Source organism: Pandoraea horticolens (assembly GCF_902459555.1).
Taxonomy (GTDB): Bacteria; Pseudomonadota; Gammaproteobacteria; order Burkholderiales; family Burkholderiaceae; genus Pandoraea; species Pandoraea horticolens.
This window is the reverse complement of the sequence record NZ_CABPSM010000001.1, coordinates 423,172-445,900: the sequence shown is the minus strand read 5'-3', so window position 1 is coordinate 445,900 and position 22,729 is coordinate 423,172. Positions and strand designations below refer to the sequence as shown.

At 63.5% G+C, this 22,729-nt stretch carries 16 protein-coding genes; 14 read left to right on the top strand and 2 right to left on the bottom strand.

The annotated features are described in order from the left end of the window. Positions 1 to 58 precede the first annotated feature (58 nt). The 12 genes from gatB (at position 59) to PHO31112_RS02040 (ending at position 16,238) form a co-directional block, all read left to right on the top strand. Positions 59 to 1,531 (top strand): Asp-tRNA(Asn)/Glu-tRNA(Gln) amidotransferase subunit GatB, encoded by a 1,473-nt coding sequence (gene gatB / locus PHO31112_RS02095; protein WP_174995510.1) that lies wholly within the window; start codon positions 59 to 61, stop codon positions 1,529 to 1,531. Between the two features lie 221 nt (positions 1,532 to 1,752). Beyond that, a complete protein-coding gene (locus PHO31112_RS02090) occupies positions 1,753 to 2,559 on the top strand; it encodes a polyphosphate kinase 2 family protein (RefSeq protein WP_150618961.1) in 807 nt (268 codons plus the stop codon). Between the two features lie 145 nt (positions 2,560 to 2,704). Continuing rightward, positions 2,705 to 3,955, top strand: a complete 1,251-nt coding sequence (locus PHO31112_RS02085; protein ID WP_150618960.1) for an efflux RND transporter periplasmic adaptor subunit — start codon at positions 2,705 to 2,707, stop codon at positions 3,953 to 3,955. Continuing rightward, the gene (locus tag PHO31112_RS02080) at positions 3,952 to 7,113 is read left to right on the top strand and encodes an efflux RND transporter permease subunit (protein WP_150618959.1); all 3,162 of its coding nucleotides are present in this window, start codon (positions 3,952 to 3,954) and stop codon (positions 7,111 to 7,113) included. Before PHO31112_RS02085 ends, PHO31112_RS02080 begins: the two co-directional genes overlap by 4 nt. 477 nt (positions 7,114 to 7,590) lie before the next feature. Then, positions 7,591 to 8,229, top strand: a complete 639-nt coding sequence (locus PHO31112_RS02075) for a type II secretion system protein (protein ID WP_174995474.1) — start codon at positions 7,591 to 7,593, stop codon at positions 8,227 to 8,229. Positions 8,230 to 8,350: 121 nt separating this feature from the next. Continuing rightward, the gene (locus PHO31112_RS02070; RefSeq protein WP_174995472.1) at positions 8,351 to 8,869 is read left to right on the top strand and encodes a toxin co-regulated pilus biosynthesis Q family protein; all 519 of its coding nucleotides are present in this window, start codon (positions 8,351 to 8,353) and stop codon (positions 8,867 to 8,869) included. A gap of 50 nt (positions 8,870 to 8,919) precedes the next feature. After that, positions 8,920 to 10,698, top strand: a complete 1,779-nt coding sequence (locus PHO31112_RS02065) for a secretin N-terminal domain-containing protein (RefSeq protein WP_150618956.1) — start codon at positions 8,920 to 8,922, stop codon at positions 10,696 to 10,698. A gap of 1 nt (position 10,699) precedes the next feature. Further along, a complete protein-coding gene (pilO2, locus tag PHO31112_RS02060) occupies positions 10,700 to 12,055 on the top strand; it encodes a type 4b pilus protein PilO2 (RefSeq protein WP_150618955.1) in 1,356 nt (451 codons plus the stop codon). Then, positions 12,045 to 12,509, top strand: coding sequence for a hypothetical protein (locus PHO31112_RS02055; protein WP_150618954.1), 465 nt, complete (start codon positions 12,045 to 12,047; stop codon positions 12,507 to 12,509). Before pilO2 ends, PHO31112_RS02055 begins: the two co-directional genes overlap by 11 nt. Next, positions 12,493 to 14,211 carry a GspE/PulE family protein gene (locus PHO31112_RS02050; RefSeq protein WP_174995470.1) on the top strand — a complete coding sequence of 573 codons (1,719 nt, stop codon included), beginning with the start codon at positions 12,493 to 12,495 and terminating at the stop codon, positions 14,209 to 14,211. The genes PHO31112_RS02055 and PHO31112_RS02050 overlap by 17 nt, the downstream gene beginning before the upstream one ends. Positions 14,212 to 14,253: 42 nt before the next feature. Continuing rightward, the gene (locus PHO31112_RS02045) at positions 14,254 to 15,345 is read left to right on the top strand and encodes a type II secretion system F family protein (RefSeq protein ID WP_150618952.1); all 1,092 of its coding nucleotides are present in this window, start codon (positions 14,254 to 14,256) and stop codon (positions 15,343 to 15,345) included. Between the two features lie 2 nt (positions 15,346 to 15,347). Further along, positions 15,348 to 16,238: a prepilin peptidase gene (locus PHO31112_RS02040; protein WP_150618951.1), complete on the top strand. Its 891-nt coding sequence runs from the start codon at positions 15,348 to 15,350 to the stop codon at positions 16,236 to 16,238. Here the strand turns inward: PHO31112_RS02040 and PHO31112_RS02035 are convergent. Continuing rightward, positions 16,209 to 17,897 carry a GMC family oxidoreductase gene (locus tag PHO31112_RS02035; RefSeq protein ID WP_246177623.1) on the bottom strand — a complete coding sequence of 563 codons (1,689 nt, stop codon included), beginning with the start codon at positions 17,895 to 17,897 and terminating at the stop codon, positions 16,209 to 16,211. The two genes, PHO31112_RS02040 and PHO31112_RS02035, sit on opposite strands and share 30 nt — an antisense overlap. A gap of 276 nt (positions 17,898 to 18,173) precedes the next feature. Between PHO31112_RS02035 and PHO31112_RS02030 the strand changes: the two genes are divergently transcribed. Then, a complete protein-coding gene (locus tag PHO31112_RS02030) occupies positions 18,174 to 19,838 on the top strand; it encodes an isovaleryl-CoA dehydrogenase (RefSeq protein ID WP_150618950.1) in 1,665 nt (554 codons plus the stop codon). Between the two features lie 188 nt (positions 19,839 to 20,026). Next, complete coding sequence (locus tag PHO31112_RS02025) at positions 20,027 to 21,391, top strand: coniferyl aldehyde dehydrogenase (RefSeq protein ID WP_425495150.1); 1,365 nt, start codon at positions 20,027 to 20,029, stop codon at positions 21,389 to 21,391. A 136-nt stretch (positions 21,392 to 21,527) separates the two neighbouring features. Here PHO31112_RS02025 and metK read toward each other — a convergent pair whose 3' ends face one another. Then, positions 21,528 to 22,706: a methionine adenosyltransferase gene (metK, locus tag PHO31112_RS02020; RefSeq protein WP_150618948.1), complete on the bottom strand. Its 1,179-nt coding sequence runs from the start codon at positions 22,704 to 22,706 to the stop codon at positions 21,528 to 21,530. Positions 22,707 to 22,729 lie beyond the last annotated feature (23 nt).

The following is a 22,729-nucleotide window of genomic DNA, read 5'->3' as shown; positions in this document are numbered from 1 at the left end:
CCGGCGGCAAGGGCAGGGCGAATGCGCCGTGCCGACAAGTTGAGACAGGGTGAACCTTATGCAATGGGAAGTCGTTATTGGTCTGGAGACGCACGCACAGCTCTCCACCGCTTCCAAGATTTTCTCGGGCGCATCGACACAGTTCGGCGCGGCCCCCAACACGCAGGCCTGCCCCGTGGATCTGGCGCTGCCGGGGGTGTTGCCGGTGCTCAATCGCGGCGCCGTCGAGCGCGCGATCGAATTCGGTCTGGCCATCGGGGCGACGATCGCGCCGCGCAGCATCTTCGCGCGCAAGAATTACTTCTACCCCGATCTGCCGAAGGGCTATCAGATCAGCCAATACGAAATTCCGGTGGTGCAGGGTGGCTCGCTGAAGATTCAGGTCGAAGCGGATGCCCGTACCGGCCGTGAAGCGTACGAAAAGGTCGTCACGCTCACGCGCGCGCACCTTGAGGAAGACGCGGGCAAATCGCTGCACGAAGACTTCGCCGGCATGACCGGCATCGATCTGAACCGTGCCGGCACGCCGCTGCTCGAGATCGTGACCGAGCCCGACATGCGCAGCGCTGCCGAGGCCGTCGCGTATGCCAAGGCGTTGCATGGACTGGTGGTGTGGCTCGGCATTTGCGACGGCAACATGCAGGAAGGTTCGTTCCGTTGCGACGCCAACGTGTCGGTGCGCCCGGTCGGCCAGGAAGCATTCGGCACGCGCGCCGAGATCAAGAACCTGAACTCGTTCCGTTTTCTCGAAGAAGCGATTCAGTACGAAGTGCGCCGTCAGATCGAACTGATCGAAGATGGCGGCACGGTGGTGCAGGAAACGCGTCTGTACGATCCGGACAAGAAGGAAACGCGTTCGATGCGCAGCAAGGAAGACGCGCACGACTACCGTTATTTCCCGGACCCGGATCTGATGCCGCTCGTGATCGACGGCGCGTGGGTCGAACGCGTGCGCGCCGCGCTGCCCGAACTGCCGGCCGGTATGCAGGTGCGTTTCGTCGAGTCGTACGGTCTGTCTGATTACGACGCCGCCGTGCTCACCCAATCGAAAGCCCAGGCCGCGTACTTCGAAGCCGTGGTCGCCAAGGCGGGCAAGGCAAGCGCCAAGCCGGCCGCCAACTGGATCATGGGCGAACTGTCGTCGCTGCTGAACCGCGAAGATATCGGCATTGCCGACAGCCCCGTGTCGAGCGCCCAGCTCGCGGGTCTGCTCGCCCGTATCGCCGACAACACGATCTCCAACAAAATCGCCAAGGAAGTCTTCCAGTTGATGTGGGAAGAGCGCGCTACCGACGACGGTGCGGCAGACCGCATCATCGAGGCGAAGGGGCTGAAGCAGATCACCGACACGGGCGCGATCGAGAAGATCATCGACGAAGTGCTGGCCGCGAACGCCAAGTCCGTCGAGGAGTTCCGTGCGGGTAAGGAGAAGGCGTTCAACGCACTGGTTGGTCAGGCGATGAAGGCCACCAAGGGCAAGGCCAACCCGGCCCAGGTCAACGAGTTACTCAAGAAGAAGCTCGGTGCCTGACGAAGGTTGCGACTGCCGCCGCCGCGGCAGTCGCAAAGCGTCAAACAAAAGCGCGGCAGCCGGTTCGGTGCCGCGCTTTTGTTCGTCTGCGGTGTGCGTCGCGCTTCATGCGGCGCCTTGTGGCGGCATGTCGCACCGGGCGATTCGCTTGGGCTTCGCTTTTTTTGCCCTCTCGGTAAATTGCGCGATACTGCCGGATAGCCTGTCATGAGGAGTGGGTGATGTTCGAGAAATACCGCGTACCGCTCGGCAAGAAGCTGGAACTGTCGAACCACGATCCGGCCGACAAGCCATTTTCGGGCGACAGCAAGGTCGACGACAAGACTCGCATGGCCGAACTGTCGCTCAAGCTCGACGAGTTGCAGACCATCCTGCACGCCAACAGCAAGCACCGTGTCCTGCTCGTGTTGCAGGGTATGGACACCAGCGGCAAGGACAGCACCATTCGCGCGGTGTTCCAGAACGTCGATCCGCTCGGCATTCGCGTGGCGAATTTCAAGTCGCCCACGCCCACGGAACTGGCGCGCGACTTTCTGTGGCGCGTTCACACGGTGGTGCCGGCAGCGGGCGAGCTGGTGATCTTCAATCGCAGCCATTACGAAGACGTACTCATCACGCGCGTGCACGACTGGATCGACGCCGAAGAGTGCAAGCGCCGCTACGCCCACATCAACAACTTCGAACATCTGCTCGCGGACAACCACACGCGCATCGTCAAGTGCTTCCTCCACATCTCGGCGGAAGAGCAGCGCAAGCGGCTTCAGGAGCGCATCGACGATCCGAACAAGCACTGGAAATTCGAACTGAACGACCTCAAGGAACGCAGCTTCTGGCCGCAATACACCAAGGCCTACGAGGCGGCTTTATCGGCCACCTCGACGGAAGATGCGCCGTGGTATATCGTGCCTTCCGACTCAAAGCGTCACCGTAACCTGATGGTGGCAGAGTTGCTGGTGCAGGCGCTGACCGATCTGAAGTTGTCCTACCCGCCCGGCAGGCCCGAACTGACGGGCATGAAGGTGGAATGACGCAACGCCGTAAGGCAACAACAGAAAAATGGCATGACGTGAACGGCCGTGGTAATCCACGGCCGTTTTGACAGAAGAAACAGACGCGACCGGGCGAACGGGGGTTTGCCGGGCAATGGGCGTCGCATGGGTAACGGGGAAGAAGATGAGTGACGAGAACGCCCACCGGCACGCGCCGGGGGACGCTGCCGCCCGCGGGCATCAGACGGCCACCCAGGGGGGCGCAGCCGGTACGCCACGGGGCACGGCGCGCTCGCGCCGCTGGATTACCGGTTTGCTGGCGGTTGCGGTGATCGGCGGGGCCGGCGCATGGTTACGCTCTCGCGGTGCGGAGAAGCCTGCCAAGGCGGCGGTGGCGCCCTCGGTGAGTACCGCCACCGTTGAAGTGCGCGACGTGCCTGTGCGGCTCATCGCCAACGGCACGGTCACCGCGCGTCAGACCATCGAGGTGCGCCCGCAGATTTCCAGCACGATCCGTCAGGTGCACATCAAGGAAGGCGATTTCGTCAAAGCCGGGCAGTTGCTGTTCTCGCTCGATGCGCGCATGGACGAGGCCAACCTCAAGAAGGTGCAGGCGCAACTGGCGAAGGACGAAGCCGATCTCGCCAACGCCCGCCGCACGCTCGCCCGCACCAGGCAATTGATCGCCGAGCATTTCGTCTCGCAAAGCGCGCTCGATACGGCGCAGAGCGGTGTCGACAGCCTCACCGCGCAGGTTGCCGCCGACCGGGCCGCGATTTCCGCCAGTCAGGTCGCGGTCGATTACAACCAGATTCGCGCCGGTATCGACGGCCGCACCGGGGCGATCAACGTTCACCCCGGCAGTCTCGTCACGCCGGGCGGGGCGGTGCTCGTGAGCATCACCCAGCTTGATCCGATCGATATCAGCTTCACGTTGCCGGAAGGCGCACTGGCCGAGTTGCAGGCCGCGCGCGCAGGCGGCCCCGTCGCGGTGACGGCCACGCTCGGCACGACCGGTACGACCGCGACGGGACAACTCAGCTTCATCGATAACGCCGTGGACTCGCAGACGGGCACGATTCGCCTGAAGGCCGCTTACGAGAACCGCGCTGCGACGCTGTGGCCCGGCATGTATCTGAACGTCGCGGTGATCGGCCGCGTGCTCAAGCAGGCAAGCGTCGTGCCGCCGCAGGCGGTGCAGACCGGCCCCGACGGCAAGTTCGTCTATGTCATCGGCGCAGACGGCAAGGTGAGCGCCAAGCCCGTGAAGGTTGGCTACGTGGAAGCCAGGCTCGCGGTCGTCGAAGGCGTGCCCGCCGGCGCGCGCGTGGTGCAGGAGGGCGCCGAGAACCTGCGTCCGGGCAGTGCGGTGACGGTCGTGGCGGCGCGTGACGCACGTGACGCGCGTGATGGCGCCGCAGGGAAAGCGCCATGAACCTGTCCGAACTCTGTATCCGCCGGCCGGTCATGACGATCCTGCTGTGCGTGGCGGCGGTGGTGGCTGGCTTGATCGCGTACGGCCAGATCCCGATTTCCGCCCTGCCCAGCTTCAACTCGCCGGTGATTCAGGTCACGGCCACGTTGCCCGGTGCGAGTCCGGAGACGATGGCCGCGTCGGTGGCCGCGCCGATGGAAAAGCAGTTCTCGACGATTGCCGGTGTGGCGGTCATCAGTTCGACCAATACGCAGGGCACCACCTCGATCATCATCGAGTTCGACAGCGACCGGGATATCGATGCCGCCGCCGTCGACGTGCAGGCCGCGCTGTTCCGCGCGCAGCGCAAGCTGCCGGTGGAAATGACCACGCCGCCGTCGTACCGCAAGGTGAACCCAGCCGACGCGCCGATTCTGTTCCTCGCGATGAATTCGCCGTCGATGTCGCTGGCCGAACTCGACGACTACGCAGAAAACCTCGTCTCTCCCACGCTGTCCACGCTGCCCGGCGTGGCGCAGGTGCTGATCTTCGGGCAGAAGCGCTTCGCCGTGCGGGTGAAGGCGCGTCCCGACGCGCTGGCCGCCCGCAAGCTCACGCTCGACGACGTGGCGCGTGCGCTGGCGTCGGCCAACGCCAACAGCCCGGTGGGCACGCTCGACGGCACCCGCCAGACGCTGACCATCGAGGCCAACCGTCAGATGACCAAGGCCGAACAGTTCGCGAACCTCATTATCGCGAGCGTCAACGGCAACCCGGTGTATCTGCGCGACGTGGCCGAGGTGCAGGACAGTGTCGAGTCCGTGAAGACGGGCAGTTGGGTCAACGGCGAACGCTCGATTGTGCTCGCCGTGCTGCGTCAGCCCAATGCCAACACCGTGGCCACCGTCGATCAGGTCAAGGCGGCGCTGCCGCGTCTGGCTGAGCAGATGCCGCAGTCGATTCAGGTCAAGCTGCTCAACGATCGTTCGGTGTCGATTCGAGAATCGATCGACGACGTGCAGTTCACCCTCGGCCTCACGGTGATTCTCGTCACGCTGGTGATCTTCCTGTTTCTGCGACGTTTGGCCGCCACGTTGATTCCGGTCATGTCGCTGCCGGTGTCGCTCATCGGCACGGTTGCGCTCATGAAGGGCATGGGCTACTCCATCGACAACATCTCGCTGTTGGGCATCACGCTCGCCGTAGGGCTGGTCGTGGACGACGCCATCGTGATGCTCGAGAACATCGTGCGTCATATCGAGAACGGCGTACCGCCGTTACGCGCGGCGCTGGTCGGGTCGCGCGAGATGGGCTTCACGATTCTGTCGATCTCGATTTCGCTGGTAGCCGTGTTCATCCCGATCTTCTTCATGCCGGGCGTGATCGGGTTGATGTTCCACGAGTTCGCCGTGGTGGTGTCGCTTGCGATTTTGGTGTCGGCCGCCGTCTCGCTCACGTTGATTCCGATGCTGTGTAGCCGGTTTCTCAAGCATGAGCAGGACGAAGGGCTGGGACTGCGCGCGACGCAGTGGTTCGAAGACGGCTTTGTGTGGGTGCAGAACGGCTACGTGCGCAGCGTCGATTGGTGCCTCGCGCATCGCAAGTGGGTGATGGGCGCTGCCGCCGCGACGTTTGTTGCCACGGGCGTGCTGTTCGCTACGATTCCGAAAGGCTTTTTCCCGAGCGAAGATATCGGACAGGTGCAGGTGACGGCCGAAGGCGCGCAGGACATTTCGTTCACGGCCATGTCGGCGCTGCTGCGTCAGGCGGGCGATATCGTCCGCGCGAACCCGGCCGTCGAGACGGTGATCGTGTCGGCCAGCGACAGCAATCAGGGGCGCATGTTCGTCAACCTGAAGCCGCACGGCGCACGTCCGCACATGAGTGAGGTGCTCGAAGGGTTGCGGCGCGACGTCAAGCAGGTGCCGGGGCTCAACGTCTACTTCAATCCGGTGCAGAACCTGCAACTGGGCGGTAAGCAGAGCAAGAGCCGCTATCAGTACGTGATGCAGAGCGTGAAGCCGGGAGAGATGCAATTGTGGTCCAGCCGGCTGATGACCCTCATGCGGGCCGATCCGATCTTCCGCGACGTGACGACCGACGCGCAGATGAAAGGCCTGCAAGCGCAGCTCACCATCGACCGCGACAAGGCGAATACGCTTGGCGTGGCCATCGGCGATATTCGAAGCGCGTTGTACAGCGCGTTCGGCGAGCGTCAGGTGTCGACCATCTATACGCCCAGCGACAGCTATCAGGTGATCTTGCAGGCCGACGACAACGACCGTCGTGACGAAGGCGCGTTCGACAAAATTTACGTGCGCGGCAAGGGCGGTGCGCTGGTGCCGCTCTCGGCGGTAGCGACGGTCGAGCGCAAGATGGGGCCGGTGTCGGTGAACCATCAGGGCCAGTTGCAGGCGGTCACGCTGTCGTTCAATCTCGCACCGGGTGCCGCGTTGGGCGATGCGTCGCAGAAGATCGTCGGCTTCCAGCATCAACTGGGCTTCCCGCCGAGCATCATCACGAGTTGGGGGGGCGACGCGGCAGCGTTCCAGAAGTCGCAGTCGAGTCAGATTGTGCTGTTGGTCGGTGCGTTGCTCGTGATCTACGTGCTGCTCGGTGTGCTCTACGAGAGCTACATCCATCCGATCACGATTCTCGCGGGCTTGCCGTCGGCGGCCGTCGGGGCGCTGATTACGCTGCGTCTGTTCGGCATGGATCTGTCGCTCATCGCGGTGATCGGCGTGTTGATGCTCATCGGCATTGTGAAGAAGAACGCGATCATGATGATTGACTTCGCACTCGACGCGCAGCGCAACGGCGGCATGACACCCACGCAAGCCATTCGTCAGGCATGTGCGCTGCGCTTTCGGCCGATCATGATGACGACACTCGCGGCACTCATGGGCGCGTTGCCGATAGCGCTGGGCCTCGGGGCCGGCGCGGAGTTGCGTCAGCCGCTCGGGTTGGCGGTGGTCGGGGGCTTGCTGTTCTCGCAGGTCATCACGCTCTACATCACGCCGGTGATCTATCTCTACCTCGACCGTTTCGCGGGGAAGGGGCCGCTCGTGCTGCCGGGAGACAAGGCGGCGAACGATAGCCACGAGCCGGACCGCAGCGACGCGAATGCGCACGGTTCGGCCCGCGTCGTCGACGGCACTCACGCGGGCGCAGCGCCGTGAGACGGTGACGTCCTGAAACCGAAGGCAGGCGAGGCAAACGCCTCGTCTGCGTCACCTGCCTTCGGCGCTTCATGCGCGCAGCAAACTCGCGTACCCATGGCATGCAATGTGCCTTGTGAAATCGCTGAATAACACCGTCGGCAAACGACGTTGTGAATACTCTCACTGCGGTTGGGCTAATTCCGACGATCGCAAAGTTCTCCATAGCGGCGCCGGCGCTCGGTGATCCGCGTTCCCCCTTGCTCGGCATGCCATCGACGGCATGGCACTGCACTTTCCCGATGGGCATCGACTTATCGGAATTGGTGGGCCGACGGGGGGGTTCTTGCTCCTCGCAATTGTCAATTTGCGAAATGTACGGATAACACGCGATAACGGAGTGCTTGGTGTTCAGGCATAAATCGCCCCTGTCGCGGCTTAGGGGAGACATCGCTTTGCCGCACATTTTTTCCAATCGAACTGCTCAGGATGAGGGATATGAACATGCAAGTGAACAGGGGCGCACTCGTGCAGATGAAAAGCAAAATGGTCAGCCGCTTGAACAAGCGTCGTCAGCGCGGTGTGACGCTGGTGGAACTGTCGGTGGCCGTGGCGGTGATGGGCCTGATCATGGCCGGCGCGATGGTCGGGGTGCCGCGACTGATGAATTCGGTGCGGGTGAACCAGGAAATCAAGGACTGGCAGATGGCGGTGGTCTCGGTGCAGAACGCGGTGATGTCGGGGCAGTTGAACAACGGGACTACGCTGGGGAATTTGCACGATCTGGGGATCTTCGGTTCGATGCAGAGAGTGGGTACCAGTGACAAATATCTCAACCGCTTCGGCGGAGAAGTGACCCCGGAAGTGATTAAGGCAGGCCAGGCAGGCATGCCGGCATTTGGACTGAAGATTGCATCCAAGGATATGCCGAGCGAGCAATGTCAGAAGCTCTTTTCCTCGATGCATCCGAGCTTTGCCACGATCAAGGTGAACAGTACGGATCTGAAGACCATGACCTCAGCCTTCGAGATGAACAAACTGGCGACGGCATGCAAATCTTCAAAGCAGGTGGGCGAGGACTCCGGTCAGGACGACGTGACCAAGGCGGATGTCGAGTTCACCATCGGCGGCTCCTGATCCCGTGATCGAACCCCATCCGGCAATTCGGCATTGAATTCGACGTGAGGAAAAGATGCGCATCAAAAGGATGCTAACTGCGGCAGTGGCGTCAACCGTATGGTCGAGTACGGTTGTCGCTTTGGAGAGGTCTCAAGAGGCGCATCGGTCGCCCGCTATCCAGGTCGCCTTCGCCAGCCATAAACCGCTGATGTCCGGCGGTGCAGCGGTAGCGGCGACACCGCCGGCGAGTTCTCTTGCGAGCGTGCTGGAGCCGCTGCCGGCGGTCGATGTGTCGTCGGATGTGGCCGCGACGATAGCGTCGCCAGCGTCACCTTCGCAACCTGTGCCGTCTGCACAGGCTGCGGAGCCTCTCGAGCCACCTGCGCGGGCCGAAGTTCGCGAGCTTCTCGAGCTATTCATGTCACCGGGCGATGGCCGTGTTTCCGTGGCGCTCCAGCGCTATTTGAAGGGGCACGGCTGGCAGCTCGCGTGGGAAATCGACCGTGACTTCCCTATCGAGTATCCGGCCACGTTCACAGGTGACTTCCTCGGCATCGTCGAGCAGATCGTGGTTTCCCTGCAGAACACCGATGCGCCCATTCGCGTGAAAGTCTACGAGGCCAACCGCGTGCTGCGCGTCGTTCACGCCACACAATAACAAGCGCTGCGCACCCCCCGGCGCGGCCATCATGACGGAAGCGGTAATCCATGAGAAAGCGACTTGGCGTGTTGTGCGCCACAACGTTTCTGACGGCGTGCGGCACGCCAGGCATGCTCACCAAGACTGATGCCAACGTATCGCAGGCGCAGACGGATGGGCAATCGGCGTTCGATACCTACTCGGCGGCGCCGATTCGCCCCATCGAGCATGTGGAGGGGGCGTGGCTCGCGAAGCGCTCCGTGCCCATCAATGCTTCGATAGCGTTACCCGAATTTTTCAAGCGCAACGTGCGATTCGCTACCGGTGCGCCGTTGCCCATGTCGATCGTGCTTGCTCAGGTGGCGCGCGGCAATGGCCTGACCATCCGCATGGCGTCGGACGTGTCGTGCCTGGCTGGTGGCGGCGGCGGTGGCGAGCGGAACGGGGGCGGCGCCAACCGCGGCGCCAATCGCGGTGGCAGTCCCGCCAACCTGTTCCAAGTGAACTGCTCCGATGCGGGAGAGCCGACCGTGCCACTGCACTACTCGGGCACGCTCTCGGGGTTGCTCGACACCATCGCTCACCGCACGGGCACCCACTGGAGCTATCGTGACGGCGTGGTTCACTTTGCGCGCTACGTCACACGGACGTTCCAGATCAAGATGATGCCCGGCAGCTCCTCCTACTCGGCGTCGGTGGGCAAGGCCTCGCAGATGAAGGCGAATCGCGGTGCGGCGGGCGGCAGCGGGCCGGGAAGCTCCGCCGGCGGCGTTGATCTGAGCTTCAACGCCGACGCTAACGTGAGCGTGGAATCCGAACTCGATTACTGGTCGGATCTCGTTCGCACAGTGACGGACATGCTCTCCGAGGGAGGGCGTGTCACGCCGTCGGTCGTGACGAGTTCGCTTGTCGTCAGCGACACGGCCGACGTCATCGAACGCGTTGCGGGTTACATCGAATCGGAGAACGCCGTACTGGGCCGTCAGGTCAAGTTGCGCGTGCAGGTGTATTCCGTGGCGCTGGAAGAAAACTCGGCCGCAGGCGTCGACTGGGATCTGGTGTATCAGGCTGCGAGCGGTATCACGTTGGGCCTGGCCGGTCCTGCGGCGGGCGGCACGCTCATGGCACGCAAGGGCGGCCTGCAACTCAACAAGATCGACAGCGGCAGATTCAAGGGCTCCGGCGCTTTCATCCGCGCGCTCAGCCAGCAGGGGCGTGTGAGCACCGTGATCGACACCACGGTCGTCACGCTGAACAATCAGCCGGCGCCCGTCGCCGTCACTCAGAATCAGGGTTTTGTCGCGCAAACGAAGATGACGCCCGGCAACTATGGCGGACAGGCGGTTGTGACGGCCGAACAGTCGGTGCTGACCACAGGCTTCGTGATGAACCTGTTGCCCACGCTGATGGACAACCGCAGCGTGATGTTGCAGGTACAGATCGACATGTCCGACCTGAAAAAGCTCGACAAGATCAATCTGCGCACGGGTAAGGAAGCGCCCAGCGGCACCAACGTGGAGGGTGGCGGCGGCAGTTCGGGAGTGAATGCGGAGGTTGGCCCCGATGGCGTGAAGGTGGGCGTGGGCGGCAAGGACGGGAAATCGGGGTCCGATGACGGCCTTGGCGTCGGAACCTTCATGCAGTTGCCGATTACGGCGTCGATCCAGACCATGCAACGGGCGTCGCTCAAGTCAGGCGATACGCTGGTGCTCAGCGGTTTCCGTCGCCGCGACGATTCGACCGATCGCGATGGGCTCTTCAATTACCAGGGCGGCACCAAGGAGGCGCGCCAGCAGGTTAAGGAGGTCGTCATCCTGATTTCGCCGGAATTGACCGAGGGCGTGTGATATGACGCGCATATTGTCCAACCGGCTCGTCGTCGGTGCGCAGTGGGAGACATTGATCGGTCTGCAGAAGGAGCCTACCGAGATTCGCGGGCTCGCCCGCAGCCGCGACGCCTCCCATTACGCCGTGGCCGACGATGGCGCCGGTACGCGCACGGTGGGGTTGTTCTCGCTGGCCCCTTCGATCAAAGAGCAGGGCGCGCCCGAGTTATATGCCCTGGGTGCCGTGCTCGGTGCGATGGTCGATGCGCCGAACGTGGCGTTCGTGCATCCCGATCCCGACAACCTGTCTGCCGTGTTCTTCGTGACGTTGCGTGATCGCCGGCCGGAGCTGGATCTGGTCGTGCCCGCATCGGAGCTGCACGCAAGAATGGAGCAATGGGCAGCAGAGACCGAGGGCGGAATCACGATTGCAGGTATCGCGCCATTGAACGGCAGCGGCGCCGATGTGACGCTCACGCTCGACGATATCGCAGCACACGCAGCGAAGGAACCGCCGCGCGACGCGTGTCTGCAAGGCGTGCGCAAGCCGTTACCGGCGCGGCAACTGAAGATCGCCGCGATCTCGCTCGCAACGCTCTCGCTCGTCTGCGTGGCCGGATGGTGGGGGTGGGATTGGTACGAGGAAAGGGAGAAAGCAAAGCTCGCAGCGGCCAATCAGGTCGATCCGGTGGATGCCTACCGGCGCGCGCTTGCCCGCGCAATCGCCGCAGAACCCTTCTCGACGGGAGCGTCGTATGCCCGGCGCGTGCAATACGCGGTGCAGTCGCTACCCGTGAGCGCTGGCGGATGGCGCCCCGCGTCCATCGAGTGCAAGGGCAATCAATGTGAGATTCAGTGGCGCCGTCAGGAGGGCGGCACATTCGATCTGCTTCTCTCGCAACGGCCGAATGCCCGGATCGTCGATCTCGACAACGCGCGCGAAGCCATAACGCCCGCTGACACCGCTGCGCCGGTATCCGGGCAGGCCAAAGCGATGCCGGTGTCTGCGAGCGCGGAAGGACTCGCCGAGAGCGAAGACGAGGTCGACGACGGCGAGGCGCGCGTGACACCCGTGCCGCGCACACAGTTCCTGCGCACCGCCGGGGCGCGTCTGCAATCGCTCGGCGACTACGGCATGGACATTTCGCTGTCGATGCCCCAACCGCTTGTTCAGGCGCCACGGGCGGTGACCGCACGCAGCGACGTGCCGCCTCCGATCGCCAAAGGGGAATGGAAGATTGCCGGTCATCTGGCGTTCGTCGATTCCGTGGCCGGATTGATGATGCGCGCCGGCAACATGTCGTTGCACGAGTTGACGATCGTGATCGACGACACCAAACCCGTCTTCTCCGCTAAGGGAACCTACTATGTTCATTAAGCTCCGCCGGATGGCATGGATTGCGACGGCCGTGGCGGCAACGTCCCCGATGTTTGCCATACCTGCGCATGCCGCAGAAACGATCGACGTTTTTGCCCGCGCCCATCTCAAGTCGTCGCAGGAGACACTGACGGCCGATGGTGCGTCGTCGGCCGCTGCGATCAGCGCAACGCCCGATGTGTTGCCGGAGCTGATGTTCATTCACGGCGTCGACGACATCGCCGTGGCTTACCTGCGCGTCGATGGCCGCTTTGGTTACAACGTGAGCGACGGCGACCGATTCGGCGATTGGAAGGTGGTGAAGATCGGCAGCGATTTCGTGGACGTGACACGAGGCGGCAAAGCCCAACGTCTGCTGCTGCCCAATGCGATGGGGGCGTCGCCAGCCGGCGAAGCGCAGGCGGGTCGCGCGAGACTCGGTTCATCGGGGCGGCGCAATGGCGAAGATTTCTGATCGTTTCCAGGCGGCGCTCTCACGCGTCAATTCACGCAGCGGCACGGTAGCCCGGCCCATCGCAGATCTTCGCGTCGACGATATCCAGATGCAAGGCTGGCGTCAGGATCTCGGCATCACGTTGGCCGGGGCGGAAAACGGGTCGCTGGTGCTCGTCGCCCCGAAGCCGCGGCTCTTTCTGGTATTGCTCGAGCACACCACGTTCGTGCGCATGCAGGGCTCCGACTTGCTCTCGCGTTTCGAACAGGCCGTTCGAGCGACACATCGGCTGGATCTCGAAGGGATTTACGTCGGCACGACAGAAGAAATGTTGCTCATGCAGTCGCGCCTGCAACAGCAGAGCGGTACCGGTGTTCGCACCGAAGAGCAGCGCACAGGCGCCTACCGGAATTTCGATCTGATCATCGAGCGCGCCATCGACGCGCGAGCCTCCGACGTCCACTTCGAATTTCGCGAAGGCCAGCACGTGCGCGTGCGCATGCGCATTCACGGCAAGCTGCGCGCAACCAGCGAGACCGATCGCATCTCGCGCGACTATCACGCGATGCTCGATGCGGTGTCGGCGGCGTACAACTCGCGTGCCGACCCCAGCAGCCGAAGTCACAACCATTTCGATGAAGATCAGCATCAGAGTTGTTCGATTCCGCTGAACCTGCGTAATCGCAAGTATCAGCTGCGCTTGCAGAGCATTCGCGAGAACCGGGGTGTCGACGTGGTTTTGCGATTGCTCGTCAACGAAGCCGTGGACGACGACGTGCTGTCGCTCTCCGAACTCGGGTACTCCGCCGATCAGATCGAGGTGCTGGAGAACGCGGTGCACCGCAGCCCAGGGTTGACGATCATCGCGGGTGAGACCGGCTCGGGCAAGTCGACGACCTTGCGCACGATGATGATGTACGAGCGCGACTCCGGTAAGAAATTCTTCTCCATCGAAGATCCGGTCGAATACATCCAGCCGCATGTGACGCAGATCCCGATTCAGCGGCGTGCCGAAGACGGTCACGGCGAATCGGCGTTCGGCGCGGCGGCCAAAGTGCTGTTGCGTGGCGATCCGGACAAACTCATGCCTGGTGAAATCCGCGACAGCGAGACGGGCTCGTTCGCCAAGTCGATGACCGAGACGGGCCATCAGGTGTTGTCCACGGTTCACGCGTCGAGCGCATTCGGCATCATTCCGCGTTTAGTTAGCGAAGAGATCGGCATGCCGGTCGCGGCCGTGACGTCCCCCAACTTTCTCACCGCCATGGTGTATCAGAAGCTCATTCCGGTGCTGTGCGATCACTGCAAGTTGCCGGCCGTCGGGCGTCTCGACGAGACGACGTTGCGCGTCATCGCCGGCCTCGGCATCGACACGGCTCGCGTGCGTGTCGCAGGCCCGGGCTGCGATCACTGCAAGGGGCGAGGCACGGCAGGGCAGACGGTCGTGGCGGAAGTGTGCGAATTGTGCGACGAATTGCTCGACCTGCTGCGTCAATCGAAATTCTGGGAGGCGCAGCGCTATTGGCGCGCCCAACACGACGGCGACCTCACGAGTCCGGTCATGTGTGGCAAGTCGGCCATGGAGCATGCGATCTACAAGATGGCGCAGGGACTTATCGACCCCAGTGACATAGAAGCCGGATTCCACAAGCTCAAGAAATTCCAGATATGGAAGGGCGGTTCGTCATCGCCTCAACCCCCCCGCCGTCTGGCGAGTGTGTAAGTCATCCTCACGCAATTCGTCTGAAACGCAGCGCTAATCCCTATGCTAGAAGCCGCCAATCGTCTGCTTTCCAAGCTGTCCCCCGCGCGGGACCCGTATCCGGGCCTGAGCCGGGCAAAGCGCCATTTTCGCAAGATGCGCGCGAAGTTCTACAGTGACTTCGCCGATGCCATCGAAGACGGTGCGAACCCGTTCGAACTCTTCTCACGCCGGTGTGCGCGCGCGAAGGAGCGGCGCAATCTGATGGCGCCGCTTTACGCCTTGTGGCGTGATCGCGCCAGCTCGAAGAACTTGCGCAAGTCGTGGGAAGGCACCATTCCCGACGAAGATCTGATCGTGATTTCCGCCGGCGAGAAGGGCGACCTGCCGGGCGCGTTGCGATTTCTGGCACGCGTGGTCACGCTCCAGCAGCAGACGCGCGCGGCGATAGCCGGCGCCGTGGTGCTGCCGATTTTCATGTCGGTCCTGCTCGCCGCCATCCAACTGGGGGTGGCCTACGGCATGATGCCGATCATGATCGAGATCATGCCGCCCGAGCAGTTCCCGCTGATCGGTGCGGGGTTGTATATCGTGTCGGGATTCGTGGCGAATTGGTGGCCGCTTCTTTATGGCATGCCGCTGCTGGCCATCGTGGGTGTGTTGCTCTCGCTCAGTCGATGGACAGGACCGTTGCGGCGGCGTGTCGATAACTTCGGCCCGTTCGCCGTATATCGCGACGTGCGCGCCGGTGAGTTTCTCGTGTCGCTTGCCGCGCTGACCGGCGCGAAGACATCGGTGTTCGATTCCATTTCGCTGCTGCTCGCAGGGGCGTCGCCCTGGATGCGCTCTCATTTGCTGCGCATGCGTGCGTCGCTCAAAAGCGAGCGGAGCATGGTCAAGGCGATGGATACCGGCATCTTCAACGAGGAGGTCTTCGATCGTCTGGTCGAATACTCGGGACGTTCCAACTTCGACGCCGGCATTCGCAAGATCGGTCTGATGACCATCGAGGAAGTTGCCGAGCGCATCAAGATGCGTTCCGCCGCACTTCGCTCCGTGCTGATGGCGCTCGTCGGTCTGACCATCATCTTCACCGTGGCCGGTATGCTTCAGATCGGGCACGCGGCGGGTGAGTACGCGGAATCGATGTTCTGACGATGGCGTCGCTCATCGAACTCCTGTGGCACGAATTCCGGGCGCTGCCACGTGAAGCGGTCGTGGCGGCGATGGCCATGCTGGGGCTGTTCGTGGGAAGTTTTCTGAACGTCGTCGTGCATCGTCTGCCGCGTATGCTCGAGGCGCAGTGGGCGCATGAGAGCGCTGCGTGGGCCGGGCAGCCGCCACCGGTCACGCCCACGTTCAATCTGGCGTGGCCGCCGTCGCGCTGTCCGCATTGCGAGACACGTATCCTGGCGCGCCACAACGTCCCGGTGCTCGGCTTTCTTCTTCTGCGCGGCCGCTGCGCGCAGTGCCGTTCGGGGATTTCTCTGCGCTATCCGCTCGTCGAACTCACCGTCGGGGTCATGTTCGCGGGCGTCGCATGGCAGTTCGTGCCATCGATGCAGTACCTCACAATGCTGGCGTGGTGCGGCTTCGGCGCAGTGCTGCTGGCGCTCACGCTGATCGACAGCGACACGCGGCTGCTTCCCGATACGCTCACATTGCCGCTGCTGTGGGCCGGCTTGCTGTGCAGTGTCGCGGGGCTGACGTTATCCGTCGACGATGCCGTGCTTGGCGCAGCATTGGGCTACGGCGTCATGGGAATGATCGCCGGCGCGTATCGAACGCTGACGGGCGAAGACGGACTCGGTGGTGGCGACGCAAAGCTCGTCGCGGCGTGTGGCGCGTGGCTCGGCTGGATCGGCGTGCCGCTGATGCTGGCATTCGGTGCTGTCGCGGCGACACTCGCCTTCGCGGTGCTGGGGCTGTGGCGCGGCCGCGCGTTGCGCGAGCCGCTGCCTTTCGGTCCGTGGCTGAATCTGGGGGCGCTGGCGAGCCTGTTGTGGGGCGAGCCGTTCCTAAACCTGTGGCTGCGCACGAGTGGCTAACACGGTCGATCCGGTCGACGGTGTGCGTGATGCGTCCACGGCTACCGGGTTAACGTACGGCACAGACGCCGGCGCACGTCCCAACATCAGATCCGCCGCCTTTTCTCCGATCATCATCGACGGTGCGTTGGTATTGCCGCCGACGAGTGTCGGCATGATCGATGCGTCGACCACACGCAGTCCCTCTACGCCACGGACCTTCAATTCCGGGTCGACGACCGACACCGCGTCGCTGCCCATCCGGCACGTGCCGACCGGGTGATAGATGGTGTCTGCGCGTGCCCGGATCAGGGCCGTGAGCGCCTCGTCAGACTCGATGCCCCGGCTGTGCAACTCCTGCCCGCCGAACTGCGCGAGCGATGGCGCCGCGAGAATTCGCCGGATCACGCGCGCACCGCGCAGCAACGTGTCGACGTCCTCTTGCGCTTGCAGGAACGCCGGATCGATTTGCGGGGCGTCGCGCATGTCGGTGGAGGCGAGCGTCACGCGTCCGCGGCTCTTTGGACGCAGCACGCACGCATGCAGCGACATGCCGCGCCGTAAATGCAGTCGACGATTGTGGTTGTCGCAAATACCCACGAGAAAGTGCATCTGCAAATCGGGGCGCGCGAGGGAGGGATCGCTCTTGAGGAAGCCGCCCGCCTCGGCGATATTGCTGGCGAACAAGCCGCGCTTGTCACGCAGATAGTCCAGCCCTTGGGCGAGCAGATGCCACAACCCGGCGGGCGTATAGCCCACGAGATCGCGATGCGCGACGTACTTGTTGATGATGAAGTCGATGTGATCTTGCAGATTCTCACCCACGCCCGGCGCGTCGACGTGCACTTCCAGCCCGTGCGAGCGCAGATGCCCGGCGGGGCCGATGCCTGAGCACATCAGCAACTGCGCCGAGTTGAACGCCCCCGCGCTCAGTACCACCTCCGCTCGCGCGCGAATCGTCTCCAGGGTGCCGCGACGTTGCAGTTTGACGCCCGTCGCCCGTTTGCCGTCGAAGACGATGCGCTGCACGAGTGCGTCGGTGACGACATGCAGATTTGCACGCGATTTCCCGTGCAGATAGGCGCGTGCGGCATTCCATCGCTCGCCGTCTTTTTGCGTTACCTGATAGACGCCCGCCCCTTCGTATTGCGCGCCGTTGAAGTCGTCGCTGACCGGAAACCCGGCTTCGCGCGCCGCCTCGACATAGTGTCTCGAGAACGGGTTCACCGTACGTAGATCCGAGACGTTGAGCGGGCCGCCGGTGCCGTGCCAGGCGTTGGCGCCGCGCTCGTTGTGCTCGCTGCGGCGGAAGTACGGCAGCACGTCGTCCCATCCCCAGCCGGGGCAGCCGGCCTGTGTCCAATCGTTGTAATCGTCCGGATGACCGCGGGTGTAGATCATCGCGTTGATCGAACTCGAGCCCCCCAGCCCGCGTCCGCGTGGCTGATAGCCCCGGCGTCCCGTGAGTCCCGCCTGCGGTGTGGTGCGATAGCCGTAGTTGCGACGCGATCGGAACGGCACAAGCGCCGCGATGCCGAGCGGCAGCCGTATGAGAAAGCTGTCGTCGGGCGGACCGGCTTCAATGAGCGCGATCGTGCGCTGCGGTGCGCCGTCGGCCAACCGCGCGGCCAGCGCGCAACCGGCAGAGCCGCCGCCGACAATGACGTAGTCGTAGTCCATGCTGTCATCCTCCCTTGGATGGGCACTGCATCAACTGATCGCTGCATTTTTGCTTATCGTTATGCGCGCTTTCTTTCGGTGCCGCACCTGCGCGATTCGTACCCCGTGGGTGACGTCTTGCAGCGGCACTTATTGTAGACAGACATCGCCGGTGCCCGGGGGCGAAGTGAAGCATTCCTCTAATTTGTGCGAATGGGGGAGGCCTAGCCGCTATGATGAAAGGATGCAATTGAGGTGATCGTCCCAAGTTCGGCATATGGGCATACGGAGACACGGATGACTGAAGCCTGGCAGACCCACGACGTCACCAATCAGGTGCCGCCGCTCACGGATTACAACCTTTACGCTACGGATAACGCCCTGCAAGCCGCGGTGGCGGCTTTCAATGCCGACTGGCATGCGAAGACGCTGCATCGTCAGGGCGCGCGTCTGGGCGAAGCCGAGGTCCAGCAATGGGCGCAGACGGCCAATCGTCATGAGCCGGAGCTGCAATCCTTCGATTCGCAAGGCAATCGCATCGATCACGTTGAGTTTCATCCCGCGTGGCATGCGCTCATGGGCCTGTTGCGCGGTGCACAACTCCAGTCGTTGCCGTGGGCACGTCCGCGCGGCGGCGTGATGGCGGCGCGTACGGCGTCGTACTTTCTGCACGCCCAGAACGAGGCGGGCGCGCTGTGTCCCACGACCATGACGTTCGCGAGCATTCCGGTGCTCGCCCAGGAGCCTTTGCTCTTCGCGTCGATCAAGGACAAGTTGCTCGCACCGCAGCACGATCCGCGCGATATGCCGCTCGCGCAGAAGCACGCCATTCTCATCGGCATGGGAATGACGGAGAAGCAGGGCGGCTCGGACGTGCGCACCAACACCACCACGGCAACCGAGTGCGGCGACGGTACGTTTTCGCTCGTCGGTCACAAGTGGTTCTTCTCGGCGCCACAGTGCGATGCGCATCTGGTGCTCGCACGCGATAGCGACAGCGATGCGCTCTCCTGCTTCTTCGTGCCGCGTTACACCCCGGATGGCCGCAAGAACGCCGTGCAGATTCAGCGTCTCAAGGACAAGCTGGGCAACCGTTCCAACGCGAGCAGCGAAGTCGAGTTTCAGGGCGCGTATGGCACGCGCGTCGGCGCGCCGGGGCGAGGCATTCCCACGATCATCGAGATGGCGACATACACGCGGCTCGATTGCGTGATCGGCAGCGCGGCGATGATGCGCGCGGGCGTCGTGCAGGCGATTCATCATGCAAGGCACCGTACGGCATTCGGTGCGAAGCTCATCGATCAGGATCTGATGACGACGGTGCTCGCGGATCTCGCGCTGGAATCGGAGGCCGCGACGTGGCTGGCGATGCGCCTCGCGCAGGCGTTCGATGCGAACGCTTCCGACGACGACTCACCGGTTGAGCGTGCGTGGCGGCGTATCGTGCTGCCCGCGGCGAAGTTCTGGGTGTGCAAACGCGCGCTCGAACTCGCCGGCGAGTGCATGGAAGTGTGGGGCGGCAATGGCTACGTGGAGACGGGGCCGCTCGCGCGACTGTATCGCGAGGCTCCCGTCAATTCGATCTGGGAAGGCTCGGGCAATGTGATGTGTCTCGACGTGTTGCGTGCCATCGGCCGCGAGCCCGACATTGCGCAGCACTGGTTCCAGTGGCTCGAAAAGCGCACCGGATCGCATGCGACGTTGCGTGCCGCGTTGGCGCAACTGCATGGCTGGCTGGCCGCCGATCCCGCAACGCATGCGGTCCGTGCACGCACCATCGCCCAGCAGATCGTATTGCTGTCGCAGGCGGCATTGCTGCTTGAACACGCACCGGCCGAATTGGCGCACGGGTTCATCGAGAGCCGCTTCTCGAGCACCGGGGGGCGGGTTTATGGCGTCATGCCGGACACGCTCGCGGCGGGTGTCCAACGTGCCTGGCTCGACCGGGCGTTTCTCGCATAACGTATGACACACATCGACGGACGCCGGGCGGCATGCAGTTCCGTCGCCGGCGGCCATAGGGAGGAGATGGCATGGGACATAACCTTGAGCTGGACGGTTTACATGAGGCGGAGCCGGTAACGTCGGGGCAGGATAGCTCGACCGATGAGGACGTTGCGCGCGCGCTGCTGTCCCCCCGCTTCGACGCGATGCGTCGTGCCCACGACGCCGCACCGCACGTCGACTGGCCTACGCGCAAGCGTCATCTGAAGGCGCTGCAAGCGATGCTGCACAAGTATCGCGAGCCGTTCGCCAACGCCATCGATGAAGATTTCGGCGGCCGCTCGGTCCACGAAACGGACATGCTTGAGCTATTCCCGTCGCACGGCAATCTGAAGCATGCACTTTCGCACACGCGTCGCTGGATGCGCGGCTCGCGAGGCTGGGCCAATCGATGGCTGCTGCCTGCGCGGCGGGCGGTCGTCCCGCAGCCGTTGGGTGTCGTCGGCGTGATCGTGCCGTGGAATTACCCGCTGTTCCTCGCCGTCGGCCCACTGACCGATGCACTGGCAGCAGGCAATCGCGTGATGATCAAAGTGTCGGAAGTCACGCCACGCTTTGCCGAGGTTTTCGCGGCGGCGGTGGCCGAGACGTTTGCGCCGGAATGGGTGACGGTCGTGAGCGGCGATGCGCAGGTCGCCCGCGCGTTTTCGACGTTACCGTTCGACCATCTGCTGTTCACCGGAGCGACGTCCATCGGCCATCATGTGATGCGTGCAGCGAGCGAGCATCTCACCCCCGTGACCCTCGAACTGGGCGGCAAGTCGCCTGCCATCATCGGGCGGGGCGCACGTTGGGAGCATGCCGTGGAGCGCATCATGCTCGGCAAGCTGGTCAACGCCGGGCAAACGTGCGTGGCGCCCGACTACGTACTCGTGCCGCGCGAGAAGCTCGATGCTTTCGTGGCGACGGCGAAACAGGTGGCGGCACGTCTTTACCCGGATGCCGTGAACAATCCGCAGTACACGAGCATCGTGTCGGCACGGCACTTCGAACGATTGTCCGGGCTGGCGGCCGAGGCGGCGGCGCAGGGCGCCATGTCGTACGCGCTGTTCGATACCCCGGCACAGGCGTCGCGCAGACGTCTGCCGCCCGTGGTGCTCACCGGCGTGCACGACGGCATGCGGGTGATGCGCGAGGAAATCTTCGGGCCGTTGTTGCCAGTGGTGCCCTACGACGACCTGGACGCCGCGATCGCGTATGTGAATGAGCGCCCGCGTCCGCTGGCGTTGTACGTGTTCGATACCGACAACTCGCGCATCGATCAGGTGGTGGACAGCACGATTTCCGGCGGCGTGACGATCAACGACACGCTGCTGCACGTTGCCGAGCATGCGCTCCCGTTCGGCGGGGTGGGCGCGTCGGGCATGGGCGGGTATCACGGCGAGGCGGGCTTTCGCACGTTCTCCAAAGAGAAGCCGATTTTCCGGCAGGCGCGCTGGAACGGTGCCGGGCTACTCAATCCGCCCTACGGCAAGGTGTTCGCCGCGATGATCCGCCAGTTGCTGCGCTGACGGACCTCTGCCGGAATCCCTCGCGTCGGGCGATGGGGCCGGGACAAAACAAAACCCCCGCCGGTTTGACCCGAACGGGGGTTTTGTTTGACGCCCACCGGTCGAAACCGGTGAGCGCCGGGCAACGCGTTCTCGATCAGGCCACGGCGCGCAGGCCGGCGTCGGCCAGCAGGGCGTCGGCGCGATCGGTCGCTTCCCACGAGAATTCCGGCTCTTCACGGCCGAAGTGACCATAGGCGGCGGTCTTCTCGTAGATCGGGCGCAGCAGGTCGAGCATATGGATGATGCCCTTCGGACGCAGATCGAAGTGCTTCTCGACCAGTTCGGCGATGCGCTGATCGCTGATCTTGCCGGTGCCGAAGGTGTTGACCATGACCGATGTCGGACGGGCCACGCCAATGGCGTACGACACCTGAATCACGCACTTCGTAGCCAGACCGGCGGCCACGATGTTCTTCGCGACATAACGCCCGGCGTAGGCTGCCGAACGGTCGACCTTCGACGGGTCCTTGCCCGAGAACGCGCCACCGCCGTGCGGCGCGGCGCCGCCGTACGTGTCGACGATGATCTTGCGGCCCGTGAGGCCGGCGTCGCCTTGCGGGCCACCGATCACGAAACGGCCGGTCGGGTTCACCAGGAACTTGATGTCGCCCTTGATCAGGTCGGCCGGCAGCACGGGCTTGATGACTTCTTCGATCACGGCTTCGCGCAGGGCTTCCAGACCGATGTCAGGCGCATGCTGCGTCGAGAGCACGACGGTGTCGATGCTGTGCGGACGGCCGTTTTCGTACTTGATGGTGACCTGGGACTTAGCGTCCGGGCGAAGCCAGGGCAGACGGCCGTCACGGCGCACTTGCGACTGGCGCTCGACCAGACGGTGCGACAGGTAGATCGGCAGCGGCATGAGTTCCGGCGTTTCGTCGCAGGCGTAACCGAACATCAGGCCCTGATCGCCGGCCCCTTGATCGAGGTTGTCGTCATGTGCGCGGTCCACGCCCTGGGCGATGTCCGGCGACTGGCGGTCGTAGGCGACCAGCACTGCGCAACCCTTGTAATCGATGCCGTAGTCGGTGTTGTCATAACCGATGCGGCGAATCGTATCGCGTGCGACTTGCTGGTAGTCGACCGTGGCGGACGTGGTGATTTCGCCAGCCAGCACGACAAGACCCGTGTTGCAAAGCGTCTCGGCAGCAACGCGGGCGTATTTGTCTTGCGTCAGGATGGCATCGAGAACGGCGTCAGAAATCTGGTCAGCGACCTTATCCGGGTGACCTTCAGAAACCGATTCGGAGGTAAAGAGATAATTGTTCGCCACTTCGGGCTCCTCTAAAAAATTGG